Source organism: Bradyrhizobium sp. 199 (assembly GCF_023073355.1).
In the GTDB taxonomy this organism is placed as follows: domain Bacteria; phylum Pseudomonadota; class Alphaproteobacteria; order Rhizobiales; family Xanthobacteraceae; genus Bradyrhizobium.
The window spans coordinates 1,916,828-1,928,263 of sequence record NZ_JADPJI010000005.1; the positions used below are offsets into that span (position 1 = coordinate 1,916,828).

Genomic DNA, 11,436 nt, shown 5'->3' on the forward strand with positions numbered 1-11,436 from the left:
TGCGCAATTGCGCACCGGAGGTTCGATGCTTCGCATCGCCCCGGAATGACGGAGCAAAGAGCCCGGCTGCCTCAGGCGGCCGGGCTTCTCGTTTTGGAGGCGCCGTCATCGCTCAACATCGCGATCGAGGCCAACGCCGTTGCCGTGTGCTTTTCGACACCGTCGCTGACGCAGAACACGTCGGCCGCAACCACCGACACCTGACGGCCTGGCTTGATCACCCTCGCACGGCAGATCAGTTTCTCGCCGACTGCGGGCGCCAACAGATTGAGCTTGTATTCCGCCGTCAGCGCCGCCTGACCGCGCGAGGTGGCCGCTGCGATCGTCGTGGCGTTATCGACCAGGAAGGCGGTGACGCCGCCGTGGAAGAAGCCGTGCTGCTGCAGCAGCTCCGGCCGACGATCCACAGCAATCGTGCAGGTCCCGCGCGACAATTCCGAGAGCTCGGCGCCGACCAGGTTCATAAAGCCTTGACGGCCGACATTGGCGTGGATGCGCTCGGCAACGGCTGCGAATTCGGGATCAGCTTCGGCGCGCATGCAGTCTCTCCTCATTGCTTGTTGATGCGATCGAGCGGCCGGAGCGCACGGATGGCGCAGGCGATCAGCGTGTCGGCCTCGCTACGCGGATCAGTGCGGTCGCGTCCCGACAGGAACGCGCGGCAGAAAATCTGAGCCGGACCGATCAGCTGGCTGATGAACATCACCGGTTTCATCGCCAAGAGTTCGCCGCCCGCAACCAGTGGCGCCCGCCAGCGCTCGATACCCTCCGCGAGGCGCGCATTCTGTGCGCGCTGGGCGTCGCGCAAATCCTCGCCCCACTCGCTCCGGGAAATCTCGAAGAGGTAGCGCGCCTCACGACGGCTGGTGACGACCCAGTCGAGATGTGCCCGGATCAGCCGACCGATGCCCTGCTCCGCATCGGGCACCGGATCGAGCGCAGCGAGCACCGCGGCGTGATAGTGCTGCAAGACTTCCAGGAACAGCGCACCAGCAAGCTCCTTCTTGGAACCGAAGGCATGAAAGAAACTGCCATTGGAGGCGCGTGCCCGGGTGCGGATTGCAGCGACCGTCGCTGCCTCGAATCCGACGCGGTCGAACACGATCAGCCCGGCTGCCAACAGTTCGTCTCGCATGCTCGCCGTCATCGACGCCTCCTAGAGTATAACTCTAGAGCAATACTCTACTCTCGGTCAACACAACGCGGAGGCCGCGATGAACGCGGCCCCCGCCTGTTGAATTAAAAAGTAGCTGGCTTAACGCGAGATCGGCGGTGCCGGCGGACCGGCCGACTCGGCTGGGGCGGCGGGCGGAGCCGCAGCAGTCGCGGGCGGTGCCGGCTCCTGCGGCTTGGCCGCCGGTTCGGAGCTGGCCGCAGGCGCGGCCGCCTTGGGAGCAGCCTCTTCTGCGGGCTTGGGTGCGGCCGGCTCTGCAGGCTTCGCGGCGGCTGGGGCCGCCGGTGTGACCGGCGGGACCGGATCAGGCCGCAGGGCCGGAGCTTCACTGCCGCGGGGCTCGACCTTGGCGCTGTCCGGCCTGGTCTCAGCGGGCTTCTCCGATGCTTTGCTGATGTCGGGCTTGGCCTCATCGCGGCCGGACTCGACCTTGGCCGCGTCGGGCTTGGAATCGGGCTTGGGCTCGCTCTTCTTTTCTTCAGAGGCTGGCGCGGCCGTATCGACCTTCGGCGCCTCCTCAGGCCCGGGCTTGCCGCGGCGCTTGCCTTTGCGTCCCTCGGGCGACGCCTGTCCTTCGGGCTTCACACCGTCCTTCGCTCCGTCCTCGGCCGGCCGCGCCGCACGCTTTTGGCGGGCGCCCTCGGCCGCGGGAGCAGCCTCGCCGTCCGGCTTGGCGGCGTCCTGGGCGCGCGGGCGGCGTCCCTGATGCTCGCCCGCCTGCCCCGGAGCGGTGTTGGCTTCCTTCTCCCTGGCGCCGTCCTTCTTGTCCTTGCCGTCCTTCGCCTGGTAGCGGGTGTCGGTGGCGCCGTTGGAGACGAGATAGGAGGCGAGAATACCCGCCATGTCCGAGCTCGTGGTGTAGTGCTGGCGCAGGAAGCCTGGCAGCGAACCCGGCGCGACGGACTTCAGAAGTCCGCGCGGGCTCTTGTGGCAGGCATTGCAGGTCTGCGCGAAAAGCTGAGACGGGGTCTTGCCGGCCTCGAGGTTGGTCGCCTGCGCAAAAACGGTATCGGCCGCGCCGAAGCCGATCAGAAGCAATACCGTCGCGAGGCTGAGCGCTCGGCTCGACATTCCCGTCATCTCCATTGAATTCCGAGGGGTGCAGCCGGCCTCCGGCGCGGCGGCGGGTCACCTTTTATCCGATTGAGCCACGAATGGAAGCAGCCTCAAGGCGTAAGGATGTGATTAAGCGCTTTTGGAATATCGGCTTTGAACTCAGCGCAATAGCACCGCGCCCCTCCCTACCCAGATTGGATGCAAACGCATAGGAACCGCTGCGGCGCCTGGACGTCGGATCTGAAGGCCGGGTTAGTCGCATCTTTCGGGTTCGCTCGAGAGGCAATGTCGATGGACCGTTTGTTGCGTAGATTCCTGTCTCAATTCATCCGCCGCGGGTCGATGACGGTGACCGGCTCAAGCGGGGTGAAATTCACTGTCGGAGACGGCTCCGGCGTTCCGGTCGCGGTGCGCTTCGTTACTGCGGATGCCGAGCGGAAGATCCTCCTCAATCCCGAACTCGGGCTTGGCGAGTCCTATATGGACGGCGAGTTCGTGGTCGAGCGCGGCACCATAGCTGATGCCCTCGCGGTCCTGCTCGATCAACCCGACCTGTTGCCGCAGTGGGCAAAACCCTGGTGGCACCTGCGCTATCTGACGCGGCATCTGAAGCAGTTCAATCCGCGCTCGCGCGCCCGCGACAACGTCGCACATCACTACGATCTCGACGCCCGGCTCTATTCGCTCTTCCTGGATGCCGACAAGCAGTACAGCTGCGCCTATTTCGAGACGCCGGAGACGACGCTGGACGATGCGCAGCTCGCCAAGAAGCGGCACATTGCCGCCAAGCTGCTCGTTGGAAACGGGCAGCGCGTGCTCGACATCGGCTCGGGCTGGGGCGGGCTCGGGCTCTATCTCGCCGAGGTCGCCGGCGCCGACGTCACTGGCATCACGCTCTCGACTGAGCAGTTGCAGATCGCCAATGCGCGCGCCGCCGAAAGGGGCCTGACCGGCTCGGCCAGATTCCTGCTGCAAGACTATCGCGACATCGCCGGCCCGTTCGACCGTATTGTCTCGGTCGGCATGTTCGAGCATGTCGGCGCCCGCTTCTACGACACCTACTTCCAGCGCTGCGCCGAGCTCCTGAGCGAGGACGGCGTCATGCTGCTGCATTCGATCGGCCGTTCGCAGGGCCCGGACTCGACCAATCCCTGGATCGCGAAATACATCTTTCCGGGCGGCTACATCCCGGCCCTGTCGGAGGTGCTGCCGGCGATCGAGCGCGCGGGCCTGCTGATCTGCGACATCGAGATCCTGCGCCTGCACTACGCGGAAACGCTGAAAGCCTGGCGCGAGCGTTTCATGGCGCGGCGCGAGGATGCCGTGCAGCTCTACGACGAGCGGTTCGCCTTGATGTGGGAATTCTATCTCGCAGCCTGCGAGATGACGTTCCGCAAGCAGGGCATGATGAATTTCCAGATCCAGCTCACCCGCCGCCAGGGCGTGGTGCCGATGACCCGCGACTACATGCCGCGCGAGGAGCGCGGCTGCGCGCTCGCGAAAGCGCGATCGCGCCAAGGCTGAAACTGGCTGGTGAATAGGTCCTAGTGACGCAGGGTCGAAAGCTGGGAGGACCGGAAAAGCGCCGTTAACGCCAATTGCGCCCGCAGTTCAATCAGGATTTCGGGTGCCACAGGCTGGCGACGCACTTCGGGCCGTTCAGCGTGCTCCATGGCCGAAATCAGGCCCGACAGCCAAAGCCGGCTACCCGCCTCGCTTCGCCAGATCTGGTGCTGCCGTTCTGGCCGCATCGCTTGCCTCGTTCCCTGTTGGCGGACCGCGGGAGACAATTCCCTGCCCGTCCGCCTGTTCCGGTCATACCCCCGAAAGAATCCGGGAAGATGTGATCCACTTCACATAAGTCTGGTCGGCCCTGGCTTAGACCGTCGCCATGAGCAAAGAGACGCAAACCTCATTTGACGTGCAGGACGACCTCCGCACCGATTACGCCCTGATCGTTACCGGCGTCGGGGCGGCTCTGGTTGCGCTGGTCTACCTCCTGCTGGTCTGAACCGAGCCGAAAGCTTCCGGCGTGCGTCAATTCGCGCGCTATCCGGTAGGTCTGCGCGCCAATCCATTAGGTTCAGGGCTTCGGGATTTTGCCAGGGCGCACTCGCGGCCGCTTCAGGACGGCCCGGTTCCGCGAAAATCCGTCAAGCGCCGTGCGTGCTGCGACAGCCAATCATCCACCATTTTAATGAGCGGTTGATAGCGGTCAGCTTTCGCTTCCGCTTTGCACCAAGGCGGCGCTTTATCCCGGCCCCGCATCCGCCCCAGAAAATTGCTAAGCACGTCCGACCATGGCCCTCACTGATTCGAACGTTCTCAAACTCGCGCCCGACGCTGGAACTCCGGCCTATCGGAGCGCGCCGCACAATATCGAAGCGGAACAGAGCCTTCTGGGCGCCATCCTGGTCAACAACGACGCCTTCTACCGCGTCTCCGACTTCCTGGAGGCGAAGCACTTCTTCGAGCCGTTGCATCAGACCATCTTCGAGACCGCCGGCAGCCTGATCCGGATGGGCAAGATCGCGACGCCGGTCACGCTGAAGACGTTCCTGCCCGCCGATACCGATATCGGCGGCATGACCATCGGGCAGTATCTTGCGCGGCTCGCCGCCGAAGCGACCACCATCATCAACGCCCAGGACTACGGCCGCACGGTCTACGATCTGTCGCTCAGACGCGACCTGATCGGCATCGGCGAGGACATGGTCAACGTCGCCTACGACGCACCGGTCGATTTCCAGCCGCGGGCGCAGATCGAGGACGCCGAGCGCAAGCTTTACGAACTCGCCGAATCCGGCCGCTATGACGGCGGCTTCCAGAAGTTCTCGCAGGCACTGGCAGTCGCGGTCGATCTCGCTGCAAAGGCGTTCCAGCGCGACGGCAAGCTGTCGGGCATCTCGACGGGCCTGCGCGACCTCGATACCAAGATGGGCGGCCTGCAGGCCTCCGACCTCATCATCGTCGCGGGCCGTCCCGGCATGGGCAAGACGTCGCTTGCGACCAACATCGCCTACAACGTCGCGCAAGCCTATGTTCCGGAACTCCAGGCCGATGGCACCATGAAGGCCGCCAATGGCGGCGTGATCGGCTTCTTCTCCTGCGAAATGTCGGCCGACCAGCTCGCCACGCGTATCGTGGCCGAGCGCACCGGTGTTTCCTCCTCCCACATCCGCCGCGGCGGCATCTCGGAAGCCGATTTCGAGAAGATCCGGGAGGTCTCGATCGAGCTGCAGTCGCTGCCCTTCTACGTGGACGCCACCGGCGGTCTGTCAATCGCGCAGTTGATGGCACGCGCGCGCCGGCTGAAGCGCCAGAAGGGCCTCGACCTGCTCGTGATCGACTACATCCAGCTGCTCTCGGGGTCGGGCAAGCGGAGCGACAATCGCGTCCAGGAAATCACCGAGATCACGACCAGCCTGAAGGCGCTGGCCAAGGAGCTCAACGTTCCCGTCATCGCGCTGTCGCAGCTCTCGCGTCAGGTCGAATCGCGTGAAGACAAGCGGCCGCAGCTCTCGGACCTGCGTGAATCCGGATCGATCGAGCAGGACGCTGACGTCGTGCTGTTCGTTTACCGCGAGGAATATTACCTCGCGATGAAGGAGCCCCGCCCAGGCACGCCCGAGCACGAGAAGTGGCAGCTCGATATGAGTCTTGCGCACGGAAAAGCCGAGGTCATCATCGGCAAGCAGCGTCACGGCCCGACCGGCACCGTCGATCTGGCGTTCGAAGCCTCGGTGACGCGGTTCGGCGACCTCGCGCCTGACAGTCAGGTGCCGGCCCGCAGCGGTAACGACTACTGAGTTCCTTGAACCAGAACGGCCTCTTGCGTAAAACGGCGCCATGACAATGGCGTCCGACCCGAAAACTATCCCGCAATCCGGCCTTCTCTCCGCGGAGGCCAATCAGGCTGCCGCGCTCGCTGCCTATGGCGGCGTGCTGACCGTGGATCTCGACGCCATCATCGCCAACTGGCGCAAGCTCGAGAAAACGGCGGTGCCGGCCGAATGCTCGGCGGTGATCAAGGCCGACGCCTATGGCTGCGGTGCCGCCGAAGTGGCGCGTGCGCTGAGCAAGGCCGGCTGCAAGACCTTTTTCGTCGCTACCATCGAGGAGGCGCGCAAGGTGCGTGCGGCCGTCCCGGAGCCCACGATCTACGTACTCGGCGGCTATTTCCAGAACACCGGCGAGCACTACGCCAAGATCAATTGCCGGCCGGTGATCGGCGATCTCAACGAGCTCGCCGAATGGGACGTGTTCTGCCGTCGCACCGGCTGGACCGGGGGCGCGGCGGTGCACATCGACACCGGCATGAACCGGCTTGGGCTGACGCTCTCCGAAGCGCAGGCCATCATCCCCCGCATCAATGCCGGAGATCACGGCATCACGCTGGTGATGAGCCATCTAGCCTCGGCCGAGCAGCTCAACAGCCCGGTGAACGCCAAGCAGCTCGCTTCCTTCCGCGCTATCGCCAGCGAATTCTCCGGCGTGCCGGCGGCGCTCGCCAATTCCTCCGGCATCTTCCTCGGCGCGCCGTTCCAGTTCGACCTGGTGCGGCCGGGGGCTGCCCTCTACGGCGTCAACCCGACGCCCGAGGCCGACAATCCGATGCAGCCGGTGGTAGACCTCAAGGCGCGCATCGTGCAGACCCGCACCGTCGAGCGCGGCGAGAGCGTCGGCTATGGCGCCACCTGGACCGCGCGGCGGCCGACGAAACTCGCGATCATCGCAGCCGGTTATGCCGACGGCTATTTCCGCGCTGCCAGCTCCAATGACGGCACCCGCGGCGCCGAGGTCATCGTCGCCGGCAAGCGCTGCCCCGTCGCGGGCCGCGTCTCCATGGATCTCATCGCGATCGACATCAGCGATCTGCCGCCGAATGCGGCGCGGCGCGGCCACATGGTGACGCTGCTCGGCGAGGGCATCACCGTCGACGAGCTCGCGCATCATTTCGGTACCATCGGCTATGAGGTGCTGACCAGCCTCGGCCGTCGCTATGCCCGGCTCTACAAGGGCGGCAATGTGGAGGAGCCGCTGGCGCAACCGGCTCCGGCGAGCACGGCGGAACAACCGCCGTCCCCGCCGCCAATCCAGCAGCCGGCCCCGCCGCCCCTGCTGGGTTAACGGAAACGCGCGTGCCCCGGACGCAGCGCGGCGCTTCTTCAGCGGTGCGCTGCCGAGCCGGGGCCCATCCTGCATTTGACCGTTTCGCCTTCTGGGGCCCGGCTCTGCACCGCATCGCTTCGCGTTGCGGCTTGTCCGGGACACGAGACTAGCTAACTTATTTCTTCTTCCTGCTGTCCAGCGCCGTCTTGCAGGTCGCGCTGAGCTGGTCGCGCTTGTCGTTGAGGCAGGCGATGATCTTGCCGCCGCCGGGCGCGATGCCGGCGCAGAATTTGTCGTAATCTGCCTTGCACGCACCGCGCGGGTCCGGCGATTGTGCCGACGCCAGCCCGGAGAACGCGACAGCGACAAGGATAGCGGCAAAGTTCAACTTGGACATTGTATCTCCGGTGACGGGGCGGGAGGAGCCGGTAGCTCTACATGAAGATCGCGACATTCAACATCAACAACATCAACCGCCGCCTGCCCAATCTCTTGGCATGGCTGCGCACGGCGAAGCCCGATGTCGTCGCGCTTCAGGAATTGAAGGCAAGTGATGGCGAATTTCCGGCGGCTGCGATTGAAAAGGCCGGCTATGGCGCGGTGTGGTGTGGACAAAAGACCTGGAACGGGGTCGCCATCCTCGCCCGCAAGACCGAGCCCATTCTCACCCGCGACCGCTTGCCTGGAAGAGCCGGCGATCACGAAGCCCGCTACATCGAGGCCGCCGTGCGCGGCATCATCGTCACCAGCATTTATCTGCCCAACGGCAATCCGCAGCCGGGGCCGAAATTCGACTACAAGCTCGACTGGTTCGCACGGCTCAGACGCCACGCGAAGAGCTTCATCAAGCAGGATCTGCCGGTCGTGCTCGCCGGCGACTACAACGTCGCTCCCACCGCGATCGACATCTATCCGACGCGCTCATGGGACAAGGATGCGCTGATCCAGCCCAAGAGCCGCGCGGCTTTTGCCTCACTGGTCGAACAAGGCTGGTGCGACGCGATCCGCGAGCTGCATCCGGAGCAGCGCATCTACACCTTCTGGGACTACAAGCGAAACCGCTGGCCGCGCGATGCGGGCCTGCGGCTCGATCATCTCCTGCTCAGCCCTGCCCTGGCCTCACGGTTGGCCAAGGCTGGTGTCGATAAGCAGGTCCGCGGTGAGGAAGGTGCCAGCGATCACGCGCCGGGATGGGTGGTGTTGATATAAAACGAGGTGCCGTAGGGTGGGCAAAGCGAAGCGTGCCCACCAGATTCGTTTACAGAGACAGATGGTGGGCACGGCGCAAGCGCGCCTTTGCCCACGCTACAAGTAAGTGCAGTTCATCACCGCCCGTAATATTCCTGCACCGTATCCCATGCCGCCTTCTGCAGCAGCTGCGTCGTCTCCGCATCCAGCCCCATAACGTAGGCATTGCCGACCGGAGAACGTCCCGTCAGCGCGGCGAACGTCACGCCCGCCGCAAGATAGGTGCCCGCCGGACTGGGATGTCGCTTGTCGGGCGCGTAGAGATTGAGCTCCGGCTGGAGCTTGCGCACGCGCGCGAAGGCAAGGCCTGCGGGAATGACCAGCGCGTCATTGGCATTGCCGGCGACCGTATAAGCTTCGGCCAGCGCCTCCGTCATCTCAGGCTTGTCGGCATAGGCCCAGGACATGAACAGCACCGGCCGCATGTCGTGAGCGCGGACGATCTCGCTGTCTTTTTTGGCGAAGGTCGCAAATGCGTCCTTCAATTGCGGATGGATCGGACATTGGCTGCAATCCATCATCACGACGGTGTCGTACTGCCGGTCCGGCTTGTTGAAGATGACGTTGTTCTGCTCGTCGAAGGAATACGCACCGAGGCCGCCCGGCCGAAGCAGATTGTCCATGTCGTGCCAGTCGAGGCCGGAGCCGCCGATCGTCACCATGGTGTTGCGATACACCGCCTTGTTGCCGGGATCGGCAGCCCGCTCCATGAAGGTGAGATGCCCGGGCATGCCGTTATTATAGTAAAAGAAGCTGTTGCCGACGAACAGCGCGGCCTTGGGGAAATCCGGTCCGAGCGAAGTCACCTTCGGCTTCGTCTGCGCCTGGACATTGAAGCACGCTGCAACGGCCAGACACATTGCGAGCATCACTCGCGCAAAGAGACGCATCATGGTTTCCTCCCCTTTTTCCAGGGCCAGAACCAGATCAGCTTTTCAAAATGGCCTCAAGAGCACGAACGTGCAGCAGACATGCGCCTGACTCACCACAGATTCCTGCCGTCGATGACATTCACCGGCACGGCCTCCAGATCGATGTCGTCGAACAGGCGTGCATTCACGGCGACCCTGGGATTGTCGAAGTCGGGCTTGCCGGACGACCAGTCCGGCGACTCCGAATAGGTGCCGCAGCCACAGCTCGCGCAGAAATGATGTTTGACGGTGCGGCTGCCCCAGAGGTAGGTCGCGACGTTGTCCGCGGGCGACAGCAGGCGGAATTGCGCCGGCGTGTAATAGGCCCACAGCGCGCCGCGCTTGGCGCATAGCGTGCAGGTGCAGCGCGTCACGCTGGAAGGTGCCTCCGTCACCTCGAACACCGTCTCACCGCAATGACAGCTTGCCTCGATCGGCATCATCGCTCCCCGTTTGTCTGGAGACGGTCTTAGCCGGACCCTGCTGCCAACATGCTGTCAGCAGCGGGACGCCCGACCAAAAATTTGAAAACAACCCCATGCACAGTAGCCGCCCCGTGCTCGATCAATGACTTACGGGCGTTCCGAACTCAACTTGACTCCTCGGGGCAAAACACTGGCACGATGTCGCCGCGGGGGAATTCCCTGCATCGCAAAGAGAACTCTTCAGGCGGCCCTTTCCTCCGGTTGCGGGTTCCATGCCTCGTCGGCATTCGCGCTCCCTGCCCTCTCCGGCTAAACTTCCATGATTCCCGGAGCGGTTTCCCTTGACCTTTCTGTTCGTCCTCACCGTCGGCCTCATCGCCGGCACCATTTCCGGCATCGTCGGCACCGGCTCGTCGATCATGCTGATGCCGGTACTGGTCTATGCCTATGGGCCAAAGGAGGCCGTGCCGATCATGGCGGTGGCCTCCGTCATGGCGAATTTTTCGCGCATTTTGGCCTGGTGGCGCGAGGTCGACTGGCGGGCCTGCGCGGCCTATTCGGTGACGGGCATTCCGGCCGCAGCGCTCGGCGCGCGCACGCTGCTGGCACTACCCTCGCGCGCAGTCGATCTCTCCATCGGCCTCTTCCTGATCGCGATGGTGCCGATGCGGCACTGGCTGGCGCGGCACGACCTCAAGGCCAATCTCTGGCACCTCGCCATCGGGGGCGCCATCATCGGCTATCTTACCGGCATCGTGGTCTCGACCGGCCCGCTCAGCGTGCCGCTGTTCCTGTTCTACGGCCTGTCCAAGGGTGCCTTCCTCGCCACCGAAGCGGCCGCGTCGCTGGGGCTTTACCTCAGCAAGTCGGTCACGTTCGAACGATTCGGGGCGCTGACCGCCGATGTCGCTCTGAAGGGATTGATCGCGGGCTCGTCGCTGATGTCAGGCGCCTTCATCGCCAAGCGCTTCGTGCTGCACCTCAAGCCGGAGATGTTTCGCCTGCTGATGGACGGCATCATGCTGGCGGCCGGCTTGACCATGCTGTTGAACGCATTCTGACTGCCCCTCCGAGACATACTGCCGAGCAAAGGACCCGCATGCGCACCTTTCCCATGATCGCCGCCGCCGGCATCGTCCTATTCGCAAACCAGCCGGTGCTGGCCGCGCAGCCGTTCGACGGCTTGTGGGCGGCGACGAAGAAGGATTGCCGCGACAAGGATGGCCCTGACAGCAAGACGATGATCGACCTCGACAACGTCATTAAGGGCAAGCCGGCCCCGCTGGTCGACCGGTACGAGAACCACTGCCGCATCGACCGCAAGACACCGGCCAGCGACGGCCTTGTCCTGTCCGCCACCTGCTTCGAATTCTGGGACGATTACACCAAGGGCGTGAACGGCAGTAAGGTCACGATCAAGCTGGCCCCGGGCGCGACCGGCACGATCAAGATCGACGGGAAGCCCTACGTGCTGTGCAAGCGCAAGGATGAGCTGCCGAGAGCGCGCTAG

At 64.3% G+C, this 11,436-nt stretch carries 11 protein-coding genes and 1 pseudogene; 6 read left to right on the forward strand and 6 right to left on the reverse strand.

Annotated elements, in window-relative coordinates:
- Positions 1-71: 71 nt before the first annotated feature.
- The 3 genes from IVB28_RS17805 to IVB28_RS17815 form a co-directional block, all read right to left on the reverse strand.
- A complete protein-coding gene (locus IVB28_RS17805) occupies positions 72-539 on the reverse strand; it encodes a PaaI family thioesterase (RefSeq protein ID WP_247527831.1) in 468 nt (155 codons plus the stop codon).
- A gap of 11 nt (positions 540-550) precedes the next feature.
- Positions 551-1,147: a TetR/AcrR family transcriptional regulator gene (locus IVB28_RS17810; protein WP_247527834.1), complete on the reverse strand. Its 597-nt coding sequence runs from the start codon at positions 1,145-1,147 to the stop codon at positions 551-553.
- 108 nt (positions 1,148-1,255) lie between these two features.
- Positions 1,256-2,245: a hypothetical protein gene (locus IVB28_RS17815; RefSeq protein ID WP_247527836.1), complete on the reverse strand. Its 990-nt coding sequence runs from the start codon at positions 2,243-2,245 to the stop codon at positions 1,256-1,258.
- Between the two features lie 276 nt (positions 2,246-2,521).
- On the opposite strand from IVB28_RS17815, the pseudogene IVB28_RS17820 reads away from it, so the two are divergent.
- The 3 genes and pseudogenes from IVB28_RS17820 (at position 2,522) to alr (ending at position 7,360) form a co-directional block, all read left to right on the forward strand.
- Positions 2,522-3,771, forward strand: a pseudogene (locus IVB28_RS17820) (cyclopropane-fatty-acyl-phospholipid synthase family protein).
- A gap of 759 nt (positions 3,772-4,530) precedes the next feature.
- Complete coding sequence (locus IVB28_RS17825; RefSeq protein ID WP_247527840.1) at positions 4,531-6,039, forward strand: replicative DNA helicase; 1,509 nt, start codon at positions 4,531-4,533, stop codon at positions 6,037-6,039.
- A 46-nt stretch (positions 6,040-6,085) separates the two neighbouring features.
- Positions 6,086-7,360, forward strand: coding sequence for an alanine racemase (alr, locus tag IVB28_RS17830; RefSeq protein WP_247528586.1), 1,275 nt, complete (start codon positions 6,086-6,088; stop codon positions 7,358-7,360).
- A 157-nt stretch (positions 7,361-7,517) separates the two neighbouring features.
- Here the strand turns inward: alr and IVB28_RS17835 are convergent, their stop codons facing one another.
- The gene (locus IVB28_RS17835; RefSeq protein ID WP_247527842.1) at positions 7,518-7,739 is read right to left on the reverse strand and encodes a cysteine rich repeat-containing protein; all 222 of its coding nucleotides are present in this window, start codon (positions 7,737-7,739) and stop codon (positions 7,518-7,520) included.
- Positions 7,740-7,780: 41 nt separating this feature from the next.
- On the opposite strand from IVB28_RS17835, the gene IVB28_RS17840 reads away from it, so the two are divergent.
- Positions 7,781-8,551: an exodeoxyribonuclease III gene (locus IVB28_RS17840; RefSeq protein ID WP_247527844.1), complete on the forward strand. Its 771-nt coding sequence runs from the start codon at positions 7,781-7,783 to the stop codon at positions 8,549-8,551.
- 116 nt (positions 8,552-8,667) lie between these two features.
- Here the strand turns inward: IVB28_RS17840 and IVB28_RS17845 are convergent, their stop codons facing one another.
- Positions 8,668-9,483 (reverse strand): hypothetical protein, encoded by an 816-nt coding sequence (locus IVB28_RS17845; protein WP_247527845.1) that lies wholly within the window; start codon positions 9,481-9,483, stop codon positions 8,668-8,670.
- Between the two features lie 89 nt (positions 9,484-9,572).
- Positions 9,573-9,941 (reverse strand): GFA family protein, encoded by a 369-nt coding sequence (locus tag IVB28_RS17850; RefSeq protein ID WP_247527847.1) that lies wholly within the window; start codon positions 9,939-9,941, stop codon positions 9,573-9,575.
- Between the two features lie 326 nt (positions 9,942-10,267).
- On the opposite strand from IVB28_RS17850, the gene IVB28_RS17855 reads away from it, so the two are divergent.
- Both IVB28_RS17855 and IVB28_RS17860 read left to right on the forward strand, forming a co-directional pair.
- Positions 10,268-10,987, forward strand: coding sequence for a sulfite exporter TauE/SafE family protein (locus tag IVB28_RS17855; protein WP_247527850.1), 720 nt, complete (start codon positions 10,268-10,270; stop codon positions 10,985-10,987).
- A gap of 38 nt (positions 10,988-11,025) precedes the next feature.
- Positions 11,026-11,436, forward strand: a complete 411-nt coding sequence (locus IVB28_RS17860; protein ID WP_247527851.1) for a hypothetical protein — start codon at positions 11,026-11,028, stop codon at positions 11,434-11,436.

What these genes read in the sequence shown, in the direction of transcription:
- IVB28_RS17845 (WP_247527845.1), bottom strand. Translation starts at nt 9,483, where the DNA reads ATGATGCGTCTCTTTGCGCGAGTGATGCTCGCAATGTGTCTGGCCGTT.
- IVB28_RS17805 (WP_247527831.1), bottom strand. Translation starts at nt 539, where the DNA reads ATGCGCGCCGAAGCTGATCCCGAATTCGCAGCCGTTGCCGAGCGCATC.
- IVB28_RS17860 (WP_247527851.1), top strand. Translation starts at nt 11,026, where the DNA reads ATGCGCACCTTTCCCATGATCGCCGCCGCCGGCATCGTCCTATTCGCA.
- IVB28_RS17815 (WP_247527836.1), bottom strand. Translation starts at nt 2,245, where the DNA reads ATGTCGAGCCGAGCGCTCAGCCTCGCGACGGTATTGCTTCTGATCGGC.
- IVB28_RS17840 (WP_247527844.1), top strand. Translation starts at nt 7,781, where the DNA reads ATGAAGATCGCGACATTCAACATCAACAACATCAACCGCCGCCTGCCC.
- IVB28_RS17825 (WP_247527840.1), top strand. Translation starts at nt 4,531, where the DNA reads ATGGCCCTCACTGATTCGAACGTTCTCAAACTCGCGCCCGACGCTGGA.
- IVB28_RS17850 (WP_247527847.1), bottom strand. Translation starts at nt 9,941, where the DNA reads ATGCCGATCGAGGCAAGCTGTCATTGCGGTGAGACGGTGTTCGAGGTG.
- IVB28_RS17835 (WP_247527842.1), bottom strand. Translation starts at nt 7,739, where the DNA reads ATGTCCAAGTTGAACTTTGCCGCTATCCTTGTCGCTGTCGCGTTCTCC.
- alr (WP_247528586.1), top strand. Translation starts at nt 6,086, where the DNA reads ATGGCGTCCGACCCGAAAACTATCCCGCAATCCGGCCTTCTCTCCGCG.
- IVB28_RS17810 (WP_247527834.1), bottom strand. Translation starts at nt 1,147, where the DNA reads ATGACGGCGAGCATGCGAGACGAACTGTTGGCAGCCGGGCTGATCGTG.